Annotated in this window: 18 protein-coding genes; 6 read left to right on the forward strand and 12 right to left on the reverse strand. The window is 60.6% G+C overall.

Going from position 1 to position 15,786, the window contains the following annotated elements; all coding sequences use genetic code 11:
* Positions 1 to 71: 71 nt before the first annotated feature.
* Positions 72 to 1,025 carry an ornithine cyclodeaminase family protein gene (locus tag GJB56_RS28075; protein WP_162793404.1) on the forward strand — a complete coding sequence of 318 codons (954 nt, stop codon included), beginning with the start codon at positions 72 to 74 and terminating at the stop codon, positions 1,023 to 1,025.
* 80 nt (positions 1,026 to 1,105) lie between these two features.
* Here GJB56_RS28075 and GJB56_RS28080 read toward each other — a convergent pair whose 3' ends face one another.
* Both GJB56_RS28080 and GJB56_RS28085 read right to left on the reverse strand, forming a co-directional pair.
* On the reverse strand, positions 1,106 to 2,512 hold the full coding sequence (locus tag GJB56_RS28080; protein WP_113682224.1) for a serine hydrolase: 1,407 nt from the start codon (positions 2,510 to 2,512) through the stop codon (positions 1,106 to 1,108).
* 184 nt (positions 2,513 to 2,696) lie between these two features.
* Positions 2,697 to 3,584 carry an SAM-dependent methyltransferase gene (locus GJB56_RS28085; protein WP_020968642.1) on the reverse strand — a complete coding sequence of 296 codons (888 nt, stop codon included), beginning with the start codon at positions 3,582 to 3,584 and terminating at the stop codon, positions 2,697 to 2,699.
* 285 nt (positions 3,585 to 3,869) lie between these two features.
* Here GJB56_RS28085 and GJB56_RS28090 point away from each other — a divergent pair, with 285 nt between their 5' ends.
* The gene (locus tag GJB56_RS28090) at positions 3,870 to 4,208 is read left to right on the forward strand and encodes a hypothetical protein (RefSeq protein ID WP_113682226.1); all 339 of its coding nucleotides are present in this window, start codon (positions 3,870 to 3,872) and stop codon (positions 4,206 to 4,208) included.
* Between the two features lie 47 nt (positions 4,209 to 4,255).
* Positions 4,256 to 4,741, forward strand: coding sequence for an RNA polymerase subunit sigma (locus tag GJB56_RS28095; RefSeq protein ID WP_113682227.1), 486 nt, complete (start codon positions 4,256 to 4,258; stop codon positions 4,739 to 4,741).
* A 44-nt stretch (positions 4,742 to 4,785) separates the two neighbouring features.
* On the opposite strand, the gene GJB56_RS28100 is transcribed toward GJB56_RS28095, so the two are convergent.
* The 4 genes from GJB56_RS28100 to GJB56_RS28115 all read right to left on the reverse strand — a co-directional run bounded on the left by GJB56_RS28100 (position 4,786) and on the right by GJB56_RS28115 (position 7,957).
* Positions 4,786 to 5,556 (reverse strand): glucose 1-dehydrogenase, encoded by a 771-nt coding sequence (locus tag GJB56_RS28100; RefSeq protein ID WP_113682228.1) that lies wholly within the window; start codon positions 5,554 to 5,556, stop codon positions 4,786 to 4,788.
* Positions 5,557 to 5,564: 8 nt separating this feature from the next.
* Positions 5,565 to 6,140, reverse strand: coding sequence for a TetR/AcrR family transcriptional regulator (locus GJB56_RS28105; RefSeq protein ID WP_113682229.1), 576 nt, complete (start codon positions 6,138 to 6,140; stop codon positions 5,565 to 5,567).
* Positions 6,141 to 6,191: 51 nt separating this feature from the next.
* Positions 6,192 to 6,596 carry an SRPBCC family protein gene (locus GJB56_RS28110; protein ID WP_230091094.1) on the reverse strand — a complete coding sequence of 135 codons (405 nt, stop codon included), beginning with the start codon at positions 6,594 to 6,596 and terminating at the stop codon, positions 6,192 to 6,194.
* Positions 6,597 to 6,769: 173 nt separating this feature from the next.
* Positions 6,770 to 7,957, reverse strand: coding sequence for a zinc-dependent alcohol dehydrogenase (locus GJB56_RS28115; protein ID WP_113682230.1), 1,188 nt, complete (start codon positions 7,955 to 7,957; stop codon positions 6,770 to 6,772).
* 185 nt (positions 7,958 to 8,142) lie between these two features.
* Here GJB56_RS28115 and GJB56_RS31485 point away from each other — a divergent pair, with 185 nt between their 5' ends.
* Positions 8,143 to 8,289 carry a hypothetical protein gene (locus GJB56_RS31485; protein ID WP_019747202.1) on the forward strand — a complete coding sequence of 49 codons (147 nt, stop codon included), beginning with the start codon at positions 8,143 to 8,145 and terminating at the stop codon, positions 8,287 to 8,289.
* A gap of 150 nt (positions 8,290 to 8,439) precedes the next feature.
* Here the strand turns inward: GJB56_RS31485 and GJB56_RS28120 are convergent, their stop codons facing one another.
* Both GJB56_RS28120 and GJB56_RS28125 read right to left on the reverse strand, forming a co-directional pair.
* Positions 8,440 to 9,060, reverse strand: a complete 621-nt coding sequence (locus GJB56_RS28120) for a PAS and ANTAR domain-containing protein (RefSeq protein ID WP_029254621.1) — start codon at positions 9,058 to 9,060, stop codon at positions 8,440 to 8,442.
* A 186-nt stretch (positions 9,061 to 9,246) separates the two neighbouring features.
* On the reverse strand, positions 9,247 to 10,122 hold the full coding sequence (locus GJB56_RS28125) for a haloalkane dehalogenase (RefSeq protein WP_070387166.1): 876 nt from the start codon (positions 10,120 to 10,122) through the stop codon (positions 9,247 to 9,249).
* A 62-nt stretch (positions 10,123 to 10,184) separates the two neighbouring features.
* On the opposite strand from GJB56_RS28125, the gene GJB56_RS28130 reads away from it, so the two are divergent.
* A complete protein-coding gene (locus GJB56_RS28130; protein ID WP_020906474.1) occupies positions 10,185 to 10,643 on the forward strand; it encodes a MarR family winged helix-turn-helix transcriptional regulator in 459 nt (152 codons plus the stop codon).
* Between the two features lie 12 nt (positions 10,644 to 10,655).
* Here GJB56_RS28130 and GJB56_RS28135 read toward each other — a convergent pair whose 3' ends face one another.
* Positions 10,656 to 11,528 (reverse strand): hypothetical protein, encoded by an 873-nt coding sequence (locus GJB56_RS28135; protein ID WP_113682232.1) that lies wholly within the window; start codon positions 11,526 to 11,528, stop codon positions 10,656 to 10,658.
* A 367-nt stretch (positions 11,529 to 11,895) separates the two neighbouring features.
* Here GJB56_RS28135 and GJB56_RS28140 point away from each other — a divergent pair, with 367 nt between their 5' ends.
* Positions 11,896 to 13,272, forward strand: coding sequence for a WS/DGAT/MGAT family O-acyltransferase (locus GJB56_RS28140; protein ID WP_020906476.1), 1,377 nt, complete (start codon positions 11,896 to 11,898; stop codon positions 13,270 to 13,272).
* Positions 13,273 to 13,290: 18 nt separating this feature from the next.
* Here the strand turns inward: GJB56_RS28140 and GJB56_RS28145 are convergent, their stop codons facing one another.
* From GJB56_RS28145 to GJB56_RS28155, 3 genes are read right to left on the reverse strand one after another with little or no spacing between them, the layout of a single operon-like run.
* Positions 13,291 to 13,704 carry a PPOX class F420-dependent oxidoreductase gene (locus tag GJB56_RS28145; protein ID WP_030537614.1) on the reverse strand — a complete coding sequence of 138 codons (414 nt, stop codon included), beginning with the start codon at positions 13,702 to 13,704 and terminating at the stop codon, positions 13,291 to 13,293.
* Positions 13,705 to 13,759: 55 nt separating this feature from the next.
* Entirely contained in the window at positions 13,760 to 14,626 is an 867-nt protein-coding gene (locus GJB56_RS28150) for a hypothetical protein (RefSeq protein WP_113682233.1), read from the reverse strand.
* A gap of 12 nt (positions 14,627 to 14,638) precedes the next feature.
* On the reverse strand, positions 14,639 to 15,616 hold the full coding sequence (locus tag GJB56_RS28155) for an HAD family hydrolase (RefSeq protein ID WP_113682433.1): 978 nt from the start codon (positions 15,614 to 15,616) through the stop codon (positions 14,639 to 14,641).
* Between the last annotated feature and the right edge of the window lie 170 nt (positions 15,617 to 15,786).

Consider the following 15,786-nt stretch of genomic DNA (forward strand, 5'->3'; position numbering starts at 1 on the left):
TTACCGATTGGATGTCAAGGAATTTCAGTGAACTAGCCCTGAAGTACACCCCGAGAAACGGAATCGAAAAGATGGAAATCGAAGATCATGCAGTGGCTCCACACATCGACCTCGCCAGGCTCGACTCGCTGATTCCAGTCGGGGTCGCCGTCGCAGCGGTGGCCAGTGCCATCACCGAACTTCACGAGGGGAGGCTCGAACAACCACCGCGAACGGTCGTGGCGGACGGCCAGTTGCTCGTGATGTCTGCACTGCATCGGTCCACCCGCGACGCCGTTGTCAAGACGTTGACGATCTACGACATCGACGGAAGTAGGCGCATCGAAGGCACTGTGCTCTGGTACGACGGAGCCACCGGGCTTCCGCGGTTCAGTGTGGAAGCCCACCGGTTCACCGCGCTGCGAACCGGTGCGGTCTCTGGCGTGGCAACGGACGTACTGGCGCCGGAAAGGGTCCGGCGTCTGGCGATCCTCGGCTCCGGCGCCCAGGCCGCGACACAACTTGATTCCTGCTGTGCAGTAAGGGAATTCGAAGAGATTTCGGTATACAGTCGGACCCTCGCCCATGCACAACGATTTGTCGACGAAGCGAAAGTTCGGCATCCAGCACTCCGGTTTTCGGTAGCAGGGTCGGCAAACCAATGTGTCGCAAATGCTGACGTAGTGTGTTGTGCGACCGGTGCCACGTCACCGTTGTTCGACCTCGCAGCACTACCGGCAAACGTCCACGTCAATGCAGTCGGATCTTTCCGTCCGTCGATGACGGAACTGCCTGCCGGGCTCATCGATGCCTCGAGGGTCACCGTGCTGGACGACGTGGCCGGATGCTTGGAGGGGTCGGGCGAAGTTCGGTCGGCAATCGAGCGAGAGTTCCCCATCTCCGACCTCCGATCACTGGGCGCGGTAATGGAATCCGGCGTGGAGCGTCACGGTCGCACGGTGTTCAAGTCGGTCGGGTGTGCAGCACTCGACTGGGGTGTCGGCAAAGCGATCGCGGACAGACTCGAGAGCGTCGTACTCTCCTGAGGGATGACAAAGGCCCGCCCGACGATTCACTTGTCGGGACAGGCCTTTCGGTGACGTCTGCTCGCGCTGGCACATGCGTTCTAGCTGGTCGCATCCTTCTGGATCAGGAGCATCGCGTCGTCGACCGGATCGAAGTACAGAGCCGGATCGGCAACTAGTGCAGCGTCGTCTCCGTGAGTTTGCATGGTGACGACCCAGGCGCGATCGTCGTGTTCAACGTAGTAGGCACCCGCAAGGACCCCGATGGAGCTGCCGCCCTTGAATCCGCCGTAGGTGAACCATTTCGCGGACTCGTCACCGAGCGCCGGATCTTCGGCCAGTATGTCTCGAACCGGTGCACCGCTCTCGGTCGTCGCCATCTCTTGCAACGAGACCAACGCGGCACGCAGGTCGGCGGGCGAGGCGAACCAGTCGATGTCGAAAGGCCATGCGGGGGTGGTGAATGCTGACGCCGGGATGTCCACCAGGCCGCCAGGTAGTGCCGCCAGTATTGCTCGACGCTCGTCCGGGGTTCCGTCGCGCCAGGCGATACGTTGTGCGCCATCGTTGCCCCAGCCGAGTTGGAACAGTGCGCGGGTCGGCTTCAGTGGAATGTTGAGGGAAGGATCCGCCATGCCCATCGGGGCGAATCCGGCCTCGACCTGCTCGCGCCCGACAGCAGCGATCAGCATGTCGGTGGCGGTGTTGTCGCTGATCGAGATCATCTTGCCGGCGGTCTCCCGGACCGTGACTTCGGTTCCCGACGGCAGGTCCTGCATTGTCCCGCCGGGCATCGACTTGAGGTCGTCGGTGATGGTGAGCTTCTGATCCCACGAGAGTGTCCCGTTCTGGACAGCCGTCGCGACCGCGCCGAGAACGTACAGCTTGATCGTTGACCCTGTGGGCTGTGGTGAGGTGTCGCCGACACCGAAGACTTCGGCGTTCTTTCCGCCGGTGACCTCGGTGACGGTCAAGTTCGTCGGCGCGGGAAGTGCTTTGACAGCTGCCTCGAGCTCTTGCCACGATGCGGCAGGCACATGATCGTCTTTGGTCGGTGTTATCGCCATTCCAAGGACCAACCCGCTGCCGTCGACGACGACGTTTATGTCGAACGCGCCGCCGGTGGTACTGGTGATGGAAACGGTGCCGTCGGTATCGCCTCCCTTGTAATTCACTGTTGTCCAGAGCTGTCCGGCTCGGATGGAGTCGAAGTCCGCAGGCGTCAGGACAACTGGTGCGGTGGGTCCGAAGTGCTCGGCGATTTCTTCCTGGGGCAATGGCGCGCTCGTGTTGAACGCACTGAGAAGCCAGCTGATCTGCTTGCCGACGGGGCTGTCGGGGATCGTGACTGTCGTGGGTGTCTCGGTGGCGGAGACCTTTGTGCTGTTGTCCGAGGTTTGTGCAGAATCCGGCCCGGAAGTACATGCGGCGAGGGCGAATACCGCTGCGGAGGCAAGTGCCACCAGCGTGAGCGGGCGACTCTTCCTGCGTGTGTGTTCGAGTTTCATGGACTCATTTCATCAGCGTTCTCTTCGGCGCGCGTCCGTCTGAGGTGTAGACGTACTCAGCCTGAAGTACTGAATCGGTTCATCCTCGAGTACCGTCAACTACTCGTCGTGGTGACACGCATAGTGAAGCTGGACAAAACGGAGAAATGCTGCACCCGAGTAACTTTCGTGAGGACTGCCCGAGTTAGTTCTTGGTCGCGGCCAGGAAAGAAGGCTGCGTCGACAGTGCGGCGATCTCTTCGGGGAGATCAGGAATCCGGCGATCGTACAGATCTGCCAACCCCACCGAGCTGAAGCGTCGGACGGTCCAATTGTGTTCAGTGAGCCACCGGCCGGGATCGGATCGTTTGTCGCTGTAGAACAGTTGCGAAATGTCCAGGTCTCCGAACGGGTTCTCGGCAAAGTACTTGGATCTGATGGTCGCCAGCTTCTTCGGGTCCGTGCCGGCCGGAAAGTCGTTCACTGCCAACCGACTACCAGTGGCCGAGAGTTCGTCGATCCGCTCGAACAGGGCGTCGTGGGCCGGGCCGGGGAGATAAGCGAGCAGGCCTTCTGCGGACCATGCAGTAGGTTCCTTCGGATCGAAACCGGCCTCCGCGAGCGCAGCCGGCCAGTCGTTGCGCAGATCCGTAGGCACAGTGCGTCGATCAGTTTTCGGCTGGGCGTCGCGCGCCGCGAGCACTTCGGCTTTGAACTCCAGTACCTTTGGTTGATCTACTTCGAACACTGTGGATTCTGAGTTCCAATCCAGCCGGTACGCACGCGAATCCAACCCCGCCGCAACGATTACCGCCTGCTTTACTCCGGATTCGGTTGACGACAAGAAGAATTCGTCGAAGAACCTGGTTCGCAATCCCATGAAACCGCCGAAGGGTGTGTCGTCGAGGAGTGCCGGATCTTTCAGAAGAGCTGTGAAATGCGGCTCCGCTGCAGCTTCTACGAACCACGATGCGAACTTGTCTTCGATGATCGCGTCCGAGCGGGCGCTTTCCAATGCGCGGAAGGTCGCCACTGCAAGCGCGGTGAGTCCGACGCTACTGACGATGTCCCACGTATCTCCATCGCTCCGCATTTTCTGGGTGTCCTTCCGCTCTGGACGACTGAGCCGAACCCTCTCGACTTTACGCCCGAGCGACCCCTTGCCGCCTGGAACGGAACGGTCGGAACTGGGGCGCGAACAACAACGAACCGGCATCGGAACATTGTGTAGTGCAAGGCGTTCGGTTTGAAGTCAGCCCTGCCAGGAATCTGCCAGGGTTGTGCCAGTGGACGGCCAGGATGCAGGACTTCACTGGTGTGTGCCCCGTTCGGGACAGCCAGAGAGCGTCTGGAGAAATCTTCGGAGAAGGGATCGATCATGACACGACTATCCGCACCGGAACAACGTAGGAAGTACTTCTGGACCAAGCTCGCGGTGACGGGTGCGGTATTGACCGTACCCATTGCCGTGCTCGCCGCACCGGCCTCGGCAGATACTGTGAATCATGATGTAACACAGGCCGATAACAGTTGGTACGGAGATCAGGGGGGCGATCACTCACACGATTGGGACCGTGGTGGAAACGGCGGCTGGAACCAGGGTGGTAGCTGGAATCAGGGCAACGACTGGGGCAATCAGAACCAATGGCAAGGCGGGCAAGATCAGGCACCCGCGCCGACAGTGAACCCCTTCGCCGGACTGTTCGGATCCAGCTGATCCCCCGGCTACACGACGAATTTCGGGTCGAGAGAGATTGTAAGCCCATGTTGCAGGAAGGCTCGCTCGAGATGTTGGCCGCCGCGGCACGGAGCGGTAGCCATGAAGCCATGACCGATTTGTACGCAGTGTTTCGCCCGATGGTTGTGCTGCGGTGCCGCGCCGAGCTTGATCGGGCCGTCTCCGACTCCGCCGCGGATGCTGCATGCATCTCTGTTCTCACGGCAGTTCGTGACGGATCGGCGGCGAATCAGCCTTTCCTGCGCCTGCTGTACGTGAGTACAAGCGTCGCGATTGCTCGGGCGGCATCCGACCGGTTCAGCAGTGGGCCGCTCCCGCCTCCAACAGCGCTCCCGGTTGTCGAACGCGATGTCCTGGTGTTGCGGTTGATCGTCGGCCTCGACAGTGAGGCGACGGCAACATCGCTCGCCCGTACGACCGACCAGGTGTCACTCGACCTGCATCGTGCGCTGCAGCGCCTGCGAAAGTTGAGTTCTCCGAATGCAATCAGGGAGACGTTGGTGTCTACCTGAGGACGTTCGGAATGCGCAGGTTCAGGCGGGAACGGATCCCTGCCTTACTGGCCGGCGATGTATTCGATCGACGGTCCGGCGGTCCAACCACCGTCGACGGCGATCTCGGAACCTGTTGTGTACGAGGCATCGTCGGAAAGTAGGTAGGTGACCGCACCGACCAACTCCTCCGGGCGACCGACACGGCGATACGGATTGTTGGGGAATGCGCCCTCTTCGAGGCTGATGCCCGTCGGCGCAGTCATGGGGGTGAGGACCATGCCGGGGTGTACGGAGTTGACCCGAATCTTGTCGCGACCGAGTTCGACGGCGGCGATCTTGCTCAGCCCACGCACGCCCCACTTGGCTGCGCCGTAACCGCTGGTCAGAGCCATGCCCATCAGGCCGGCGGCCGAGGAGATGTTCACGATGGATCCGCCGCCTGCTGCCTTCATGAACGGCACCACCGTGTGGATACCGGTGTGTACGGACACCAGGTTGATCTGGATGATGCGTTGGAACGTCTCGAGCGGTTCTTCGGCGACCGTCTGGCCGGAAGCCGAGATTCCGGCATTGTTGACCAAACCGTTGAGCGCGCCGAATTCGGATACCGCGTACTCGGCGGCGGACTTCCAAGACGCCGGATCGGTGACGTCGAGGTGAACGTAACGTGCTGCGTCGCCGAGAGATTCGGCCACTGCTCGACCGTCCTCGTCGAGTAGGTCGCCGATGACGACGCGGCCGTTACGCGCGACGATGCCGCGCGCAAACGCCTCGCCCAGGCCGCGTGCGCCGCCAGTGACGAGAACGATTTTTCCGGAGAGATCCTGAGTCATGATTGTTCCTAACCTGTTGGTGTTGCGAGATATGGCTTCGAGAACGCGCCGAGCGCGCGGGTGATGGCCTTGGGTGCGGGGGTCCGGAGGTCTGCCATCTCGCGCAGTGCGGCCACTACCGCCAGTGTTGCCTGGCCCGAAGCCGCTGTCGTGTCGAGCGAGCCTTCTGGCCGATCGATCAGACGTGCAACTTCTGGGCGGATCAGTTCCATCGTCTCGAAAGTTGCTGATTCCCACACTCTCCGGAGTGCCGCGTCATCGAAGATGATGGGCATCAGTGACCGAGTCATCGGCTCGAAGGACTCGCCGACCGATGCGATAAAGGCCGTCTTCACTGCCGCTGAGAGTCCGTATTCGCGGGATTGCGCGCTGAGGGCGGTGGCAAGACTGCGGTTTCCCTCGTCGAGCATCGGCCAGATGCTCTCTTCCTTGGTGGCAAAGCAGCGATAGAAGGTGCGCTCGGAGATTTCTGCCCGTTCGGCGAGCTCCGCGATGGTCGTCGAAGTGTCGCCGCGTTCGACGAAAGCGGCAGCGCAACTCTGCGAGACGCGGAGAAGTAGTGCAGTGCGGCGGGCTGTTGCCATATCCGCACTGTACCAAAAGTGGCAGAAACTGCCACAAGCTGTGCCGGTCGGTCAGCCGGTGCTGCCTTCGATGCCGGATACCTCCTGCTCAACGGCGCTCTTGATGTTCAGCAGCGTCTTGCGGATGTTGCCGCGCTGAAAGTCGGCGAACGTCTTTCCGCCGGTGGCAACCTTGTCGAATATGTCCGCCGCAAAATCCGGCCAGCCCCGTCTGTCGTCGATCCACGTTTCGGTAACTCGGGTTCCACCGGGGACGGGCTGAAATCGGTACCGCCAGGTTGCAATAGCGGCAGAGATTCGTGGCGTGGCAAGGCCGATCTTGTGAACACGGAATTCGAACAGTTTCCCGGTGTCGGCAGCGGTGACGGTGCATCTTGTGGTCCACTGCGCGCGCCCACGTTTGTTGTGCCCGTCGAACTCCATACCCAGGAAAGCGCTTTCGCGGTCTCCCCGCAAGGTAGCTCCCAGGTTTTCGGGACTCTAGTCGCCCATGCGAGTGGGATCGCTGATGAGCTCGTAGAGAGAAAGCGCGTCGACATTGACGACGACGCTGTCGGAGACGGTGAGTTCGCGAGCCATTTCGGTTTCAGTTTCTTTCTGTCGAACGTGGATGGAATCGGTGCTGATTATTACCCGTGCGGTTTCAGTTGGATCTTGACCGCGCCTTCCTGCTTTTTCTGAAAGATCTCGTAGGCGTGTGGCGCCTGATCGAGCGGCAGCTGATGAGTGGAAAAGGTGTCGACGCCGAGTGGGTCGTCATCAGTGAGCAAAGGCATGATGTCGTCTACCCACTTCTTGACGTTCGCCTGACCCATCCTGAGCTGAATCTGCTTGTCGAACATAGTCATCAGCGGCAGTGGATCAACCATGCCGCCGTATACACCGATCAGAGAAATCGTCCCCCCGCGCCGAACGATGTCGATGGCCGAATAGACCGCACCGAGTCGATCGATTCCTGCGTTACGCATCGCAGGCGCGGCAAGAGCATCGGGAAGGAGTCCGACGAACTGCTGCGCGAGCTTTCCGATCGGAGACCCGTGAGCTTCCATTCCGACAGCATCGATCACCGAATCGGTTCCACGGCCGTTCGTCGCATCTCTGACTGCGTCACCGATCTTGCTGCCGTAGTCGTCGAGATTGAGGGTTTCGATCCCGCGTTCGGCAAGGCGTGCAAGGCGTTCGGGTACACGGTCCACGCCGATTACTCGAAATCCCTTGTGGTGAGCGATGCGGGCCGCCATGTCACCGATCGGTCCGAGACCGAGGATGGTCACGGACCCACCCGGCGGGATGTCGGCGTATTCAACCGACTGCCAGGCTGTGGGAAGCACGTCGGAGAGGTAGACGAATCGCGAATCCGCGGGACCTTCGGGAACTTTGATGTGTGTGAAATGTGCTTGCGGTACTCGAAGGTACTCGGCCTGCCCGCCTGGCACCGAGCCGTACAGCTCGGAGAAGCCGAACAACGCTGCGCCCGTTCCCTGATCGCGGACCTGAGTCGTCTCGCACTGTGTGTAGAGGCTCGAATCACACATGAAACAGTTGCCACACGAGATCTGGAACGGGATCACGACGCGGTCGCCTATCTCGAGATTCGTGACTTCCGAGCCGACTTCTTCGACGATGCCCATCGGTTCATGACCGAGAATGTCGCCGGCATTCATGAACGCACCCAGAGTCTCGTACAGGTGCAGATCGGATCCGCAGATATTCGTCGTGGTGACCTTGATGATCGCGTCACTGGGGTCGACGATCTTCGGGTCCGGAACCGTATCGACGCTTACTTTTCGTTTGCCTTGCCAAGTCACTGCGTGCACTGGGATCGACCTCTCATCGCGGAAATGCTGTTCGCAGTCACCTGCCCGAAAGCGCTGAAATGCAAACAAAACCGGTGAGGGTTGCGGGAAGTGCTGAGAGCGTTAGATTGAGAGGGAGGCGGGCCGAGGCTCCTGAAAGGCCGCACGCCGTATGACTGACAGGACCAAATGACGGGGATGACCGCATGACCGAGAAAGACAACAACGACCAGTCGCCCAAGGGTGGGCACCCAGGGCCCGTGGACAAGGGCGGCGACGGCGGAATGGCAACTCGAGAACAGGCGCCTGAACTGGTCGAGGAGACCTCCGAGAAGAAGTCTGACGACAAGTAGTTTCCTTTTACTCCGCGTTGGGTAACAACGGGGATAGGCCGCATCGGACCGTCCCGGAATCAATGCGGGCGAGGTTCCTCGAGGTTGAGCAGCCAGCCACGGGAACCGCCTTAAGCATCTCCCAGTTCGTGGTTCAGCCGGGTTAGAAGTTCAACCCTGTAACAGCAAGTGATCGAACCGGGTCCGCAGAAGTGTCGGGACCCGGAAATCGTCCAGCGTGCGAACTATCAACTGCTCGGCAACATCCCTGAGTTTCACGTTGGTCTCCTGCGAACGCCACACGAGGATGTCGAAAGCTCGATCGGCAGAGATCCCGTAGATCACCATGAGCATGCCTTTGGCTTGCTCGATCACCCCGCGAGAAGCAGTGATTTCGTTGACCAGCACGTCGACAGATGCTTTCACCGTGCTGTCCAGGGTTTCGGTGACGTCGATGTAGAAGCCTGAGCTGCCGACCACAGCACCCGACTCGTCCACGACGCTGTCGCCGACGACGATTACCGAGTGAGTGTCCCCTGCGGTGTCGATGATGCGGTGGCGGCTGCTGAACGGGCCGCCTGAAGTGCGGATGGCGTGCAGTGTTTGGGCAACGTGTCTTCGGTCGTCGGGATGCTTGTGCGCGAGCATCAATTCCGTCGTCGGAGCCACTTGGTCGGGTTCGTATCCGTGAATCCGTGCGACTTCGTCCGACCACTCCCACCGGTCGCCGTTGCGGTGATAAAGAAAGCCGCCCACCCGGTGTGGAGCCCCCGATCCCGACGTTCGCCCCATCCCGTCCTCGTTCACCACACACGCCCCCTCGTTCTCGACCTCGTCCCAACCGGCGTACTCGCCAGTTAGTTATATCGGACAAATCCGGCGGAGGTGGTGTCGGTCCCATATTTCGGAGCATCGTCTGGATCGCTACCGCATGGGTCGGGGAAACCGGCGCTCAGAGTACGTGGCGACGGTCCCACTTCAGTCGCGGCTGAAGCAGTGTTGCCGCTGTGTCCATTCGGTGATCGCCGCCGCGATGGCCGCAGGCTGATCCTCGGGGGCGAGATGTCCTGCGGGACCGCACTGTTTCACCTCGAGATTTGCGATATTCGATCGGCTCCACGCGACTTCGTCAGGTCCGATCATGAGAAGTTCGGAGGGGCCGCTGAAGGTGAGAAGGAGTTTGGGTACCTCGCTGCTTTCTGCGAGCCAATCGCTGTACGCCGCCACTCGTGCATTCACGTCGCCGGGACTTCCTTCGACGGGGAAGGACCGTGGCCACTCGAGAAGGGGCCGGCGACTCTCCGGCGAGGGGTAAGGGGCGCGATAGGTTTCAGCATCGGTTTCGGACAGTTCTCCGAGAACTGTTCTGTGAAGCGCAATTTCGAGGAAGAAGTTTTCGTCGAGTACCTTGGTCTCGCCGATACCGGGAGCTCTCAGGGCCTCGACCCGCGCTCGTGCGTCTCCCGGGAAGTGCTCGTCCCAGGTCATCGGACGCAGGATCGTTTCGAAGAAGGCAACACCTCGAACGCGTTCGGGATGGCGGGCAGCCCAGTCCAGTGCAAGTGCCCCGCCCCAGTCGTGTCCGACGAGTACGACGTCGTCGAGATCCATCTGGTCGAACCATGCGTCGAGGTAGCGGGCGGTGTCGAGAAAACCGTAGTCGATTGGCGGTTTGCCCGACGCGCCCATTCCGATGAGGTCAGGGGCAAGCGCTTGGCCGAGATTTCCTATCTGCGGGAGGATGTTTCGCCACAGGTAGGAGGATGTGGGGTTCCCGTGGATAAGTACGAAGGGTGTTCCGTCTCCGCACGAGCGGTAGGCCACAGTCGAGTCGAGCACGGGAATTGTGGGCATTGCGACTCCTCAAATAGTTTCCATGTACCCTAATTTAGATAGTAGCCATGTATTCTATTTGAATGCAAGATCGAGAAATATGGACGACGGGGTCGCTGGTGTGGCACCTTGGCTTGCGCTGGCGGGCGGGGGTTGACCGAGCGATCGCCCACCTCGGGTTGACCCACGCCCAGTATTCGGTGCTCGCGTCTCTCCATGGTCTGGTGAGTGCGGGGGAGAGGCCTAGTCAGCGAGAACTCGCCGCGCACACGGGGTTGCAGCGAATCTACATATCCAAGCTCGTGCGAGCGTTGGAGAAGAGCGGGTTTGTTGTCAGCGAACGAGACAGTCGCGATGCGAGAGCCGTTTGCCTCGATCTCAGTGACGAGGGGAAACGAGTCATAGAACTCGCTAAAGACATTGTCCGCCAATTGGATGCAAAGAATACGGAAGTGCTGACGAAAACCGGTGGGCGGGAACTGGCCGAGCTCCACCGCGCCCTCGGTGCGTTACTCGACGCCACCGAAGCCGGCGATGAATGAAGTCCGACCTACTTACTTGGCGCTACGTTCGGCGGCGACGGCAGCGGGTTCGGGTGAGCCGGCCGGCTGGGGCCTGAGGCTGTCGGCACCGATGTTGTAGACGTCACTCGTCGTGGCGAGGGAGTTGGACGTGGTGGACGAGGGAAGCCCGGCGCGCCAGTTGACGATTGGATTCAGAACGCCGAACGGGCCACATCCGGAAGCTGTCGGGACGGCGAAGGGCTGTCCGGTGTGCCCGGTGTTTCGAACGACGGCAGTATCCGGGAAACCTGGAACCTCTTCGAGGACGCCGTATTCGGTCACATCCAAGTTGAGTTGAACGGGGTTGCTGTCCGAGCCCAGGTAGCATTTGCCGCCGAGGAGAGGGTTCGCGATCTTCAATTTGACGGGTAGCTTCACGCCAAGCTGGAATGCATCCACGGTGGGGAGTGCAGACGTCGACTCGACGGTGGCCGAGGCCTTGTTCAGTCCGAAGAGATTGTTGAATGGTAGGTCGATTCCGAGTGCGCCCCCGGGGATGTCGATAGGTTCGGCGTAGATCCCCCGACTGTTGTCGTTCGGTGGGATGAAGACTTGGTCGAATCCGAATTCAGCCTCTGGATTCTCCCGGTAGGCAACTCCGCCTGCGATACGCATCGCCCCGGCGGGAATGCCGACGGAAAGCTTGCCGATCTTCATGTTTCCGCCGGTAACCGTGACGTCCATACAGGTGCTGGTCTCGGGATTGTCGATCGGACATGAATCCCAACCGCCGAAGGGGATCTCCGCTGCCGGGGCGGCTCCTGCAATACCTGCTGACAAGCTTCCCACCGCTGTGACGGTGGCGAACACAGTTGCGGTGGCGAGTGCGCCGAAAAGCCCACGCGACGTCGAACGTCGGGACATGTTTTTCTCCTTTGGGTACAACCGACCAGTCGGGATTGTGATGATGAGTGACGGTAGTCACGTGTGACTTGGATGTACAGACAATTTGAAACAATTCCGACAAAAGTATTACTGCGATCGCCTTCGCTGCTACTTGTGGCTGTGAGGATTGAAATTTGTTGCAGTGCTCTGTGTCTCGTCATTCACCCACGAATCGCTGTGAGGTGCTACGACCCGAAAGGCGTTCGTCGACGGGAATATCGGACTCCTGTCGAATCGAGGGGGCAATGTTTTGTCGGAGTCGCCAACGAGGGAAGTCAGGGCGAGTAACTTTGTCGAACAGCGGCTGATCGGTACTCCGGGCAGCTGCCCGAGAGAACGGATCGCCATGACGCTGATGCTGCCGCTCGACTCGATGTTCCTTCTGATGGAGTCACGGGAGCATCCCATGCACGTCGGTGGCCTGTCGCTTTTCGTTCCGCCGGAAGGAGACGACGGCGAATTCGCCAGGTCGCTCTACCGTTCGCTCACCGACGTCGACTCGATTCGCCCCCTCTTCCGCCGCAAGCCGGTGCAGTTCTTGTCGAACTTCGCGCCGGTGCGTTGGACGGAGGACACGGATGTCGATCTCGAGTATCACGTCCGGTTGCTCGCGCTGCCCAAGCCGGGACGAGTCCGCGAATTGCTCGAGCTGACCTCCATGCTCCACGGCACGCTGCTCGATCGGCATCGGCCGCTGTGGGAGGCGTACGTGATCGAAGGTCTCGCCGACGGCCGAGTTGCCGTGTACATGAAGACGCACCACGCACTCATGGATGGTGTGTCTGCTGTTCAGGCGTGGTACCGCAGCCTCTCGTCGGACCCGCTCGATCGAGAATCGATGCCTCCGTGGGCGCAGCGACCTTCTTCGGGGCGGGTTCGAGCCAGTCGCGGGCTGGACCTGCAGAGGCGGGTGGGCTCCGTGATCGAGACCGTGCAAGATGTGGTCGGGGTGGGCCCTGCGATTGTGAACGCCGCTGCCTCGGCGGTGAAGGACCACGTCGCACCGTTACCGTTTGCTGCTCCGAAATCGATCTTCAACGTCCCGATCACCGGCGCGAGGCGTGTCGCCGCGCAGTCGTGGCCGATCGAGCGCCTGCGCAAGGTCAGTTGCGTTGCAGACGTGACGCTCAACGATGCGGTGTTGGCTATGTGCGCGGGCGCGCTGCGGCGTTACCTGATCGAACTGGACGAGTTGCCGGACAAACCGTTGATCGCGATGGTGCCGGTATCACTTCGTAAAGGCGATGAGGGTGAGGCTTCCGGCAATGCTGTTGGTGCGGTGTTGTGTGATCTGGCAACCGAATTGGCGGATCCGGCGGCCAGACTTCAGAGAGTTCACGACTCGATGAGTAGCGCCAAGTCCCTGATGTCGGGCCTGACGCCCCTGCAGATCACGGCGCTCAGTGCATTGAATGTTGCCGGCCTCGGGTTGCCGCTGATCCCTGGTTCATCCCGACTGATCACCGGGCGCCCAGTCTTCAATCTGGTGATTTCCAACGTCCCCGGCCCGACGACGACGCGATACTGGAACGGCGCGAAGCTCGAGAGCTGTTATCCGGCATCGATTCCGTTGGACGGGCAGGCAATGAACATCACCGTCATCGGCTACGCGGACACCATGCAGTTCGGTCTCGTCGGTTGCCGCCGCAATGTTCCGCACCTGCAGCGGCTCCTGGGCCACCTCGAGGAATCACTGAGTGAACTCGAAGCCGCCGCAGGCTGATCAATTCGATTCGGGCATTCAGACGTCACGTCCGTTCACGACCAACTGGTGGACGTCCAGTTCTTTGTCGTCGAGGCCGAAGCTGATGATGCGTTCGGGGTGGATACGGATGATCGGTGCGTCGAGACCATGCGCACCAGCGCCCGCAACATCCAAAGCCTCTGCCCGTCCACGGATTTCGACGCACCTGACCCGCCATGGATCTACAGATGCGATGTCGTCCACGACAAACGCGACCCGCCCGTTCTCCGCGACGTTGTGAAACTTACGGCTGCCCGTCATGTTGTAACCGCTGATGTCGATCGTGGCTGTATCCGGGTTGTAGTGGAATCCGACCGGACTGACTTGCAGCGTTCCATTCCGTTGAACCGTCGCGAGGCGTCCGAGAGTCTGTGTGGCCAGGTAGTCGAGTTCGATTCGGGTGAATGTCATGAAATCACGCTAGAACCTGAACTGCTGTAGAGGTCAAGATCTCCGAACGTGCAACTCATTCCGTCTCGTCAAGGCCCTCTTCTGCTTCGTCGACCCGGCGCTCGGCCTCGCGAAGCTCATCCTCGGACTCTCGAACCGCGACACCGGCAGCCTTCTCGGTGTTCTCGGCGAACTGTCGTTCCTGTTCTGCGTGTTCGAGATCGGCGCGGAGTTCTTCGATGCGGCGGTCGAGGTCGGACAGCTTTGACCTGGCATCCTCGAACTGGGCGGTCTCGGCCTTGACCCGTCGTCGGATTTTCTCGAGGTCTGCCCTGGCTTCCTTCAATTCTGCTTTCGCCTTGGCTTGTTCGGCCTTGCGATCCGGAGCAGTGGATTTGGCCGGAGCGCTGTCTTCGGTGTGGATCGCGGGGGCATCGTGTACGGAATCCTCCTCCACTACAGCAAGTCCCGCCGGCCCGAAACCGCTGTAACTGGCAGCGGTCACAACTCGTCCGAGTCGGACCTGCGCGGCAGTCTCCTCGTCGGACAGGGCGGCATTGAGGGTCTGCGCGACATCACGTAACGCATCCTCGCCGGCATTCTTTCCACGCGAAGCCGCGATCTCACCGGATTTGTGGGCGAGACTTCGCACCACCTGCTGCCTCTGTGTCGTCAGCCGTCGCAAGTCCTGACCTGAGAGATGGCGTTGGGCGTCGCGTAGCGATTCGCCAAGCGCGAGAAGTGCATCCAGATCTTCGGATAGATTGCGCGAAATGAGATTGACCAACCATCCCACGGTGGTTGGCTTCCGAAGTTTTCCGATCTCCGCGGCCAGTGTGCGGTCGTTGTCCTCCCGGGCGGCCTTCACATGCTTTGTACGCGCCTCGACGAACTCGCCGGGGTCGAGGCCGTAGAGTTCGTCGGCGACATCATCGAGGGTCACACGTCCATACTGTCATTCGGCGAGTGGTTCGAAGACTGTCTTCCAGTCGTTTTTGATGCTCACCACTGTCCACCCCTTTGCGCGCGAGGCGTCGAGTGCGTGCTCGGCTCCGTCCACGTAGTCGAACTCGCGTTCCGGATCGTCATGGAGCACCAGAAGACGAAGTGCCGGAATGTTCGCGTGTTCGGCGAACTGCAACATCGGTAGGTCACCGTTGCTGTTTCCGGCCGCGATGACAGGTCGTCGGCCGATTCGGTTCCATATCTGTACGGGCTTGGCCGGCCCGTCGTCGACGACATCGGTTTGGGGCTGACGAAGGATCGTGCCGCTCTGGCCGTCGTCCTTCCACGTCAATGCCACGCCGCTGCCGATGACGCGATCTCGGGGGATGCCGTAGACCTCCTGACTGATCGGCCGCATGAAATCACGTCCGCCGCCAGAGACTATGTAGTTGGAGAAGCCTTTGGCCGCAAGGTAATCGAGCAACTCCACCATGGGCGAATAGCTGCAGTGCAAATATTTGCGATCGAGAGTGGGATGCGAAGCAGTGCGCAGGTAGGTATCGGCGTGGGTTTCGAATTCGTCGACTGTGACTTCGGCGAATGCCGCCAGGACACCGGCCGCGAGCACCTTCAGTGCGCTGTCGTCGCCGCGATAGTGCTTCGAGATCACATCGTTCAACCAGACGTAGTCCTGTTCGAACGCCGCCTGCCACGGTTGACGGTTGCGAAGAGTCGGATCCTGGTTGGTCATCTCGACGAGGCGGCGCAAGATGAAGTCGAGTTGGATCGGCATCGGCTTCTCACACCACAGGGTTCCGTCGTTGTCGAAGACTGCGATCCGGTCTTCCGGTGCGATTTCGTCCGGACTTCCCTCAGTCGTCGCGCGTTCGACGAATTGCCTGATGGCCTGTTTCGGCGTGCCGTCCTGCCAGCTCGGAAGCGGGTCAGGGTTATCGGAGGTGGAGGCTTCAACGAATTGACTGCTCATGTGGTCCCTGGCTTCCAGTGAGGCGATGACAGACCCGGCACTTTCATACTCGGACCTCCTGCCGAAGATGGCATCGCCCATTTCGGGCGACAGCGCTTCGGTGAGCACAATCGGGGTATGCGATTGACCATGCAGCCGTAGAGGCTGGCATTCAGATCACCTACAAGGAG

Origin of the sequence: Rhodococcus sp. AQ5-07 (genome assembly GCF_009707305.1) — a bacterium.
Taxonomy (GTDB): Bacteria; Actinomycetota; Actinomycetes; order Mycobacteriales; family Mycobacteriaceae; genus Rhodococcus_F; species Rhodococcus_F erythropolis.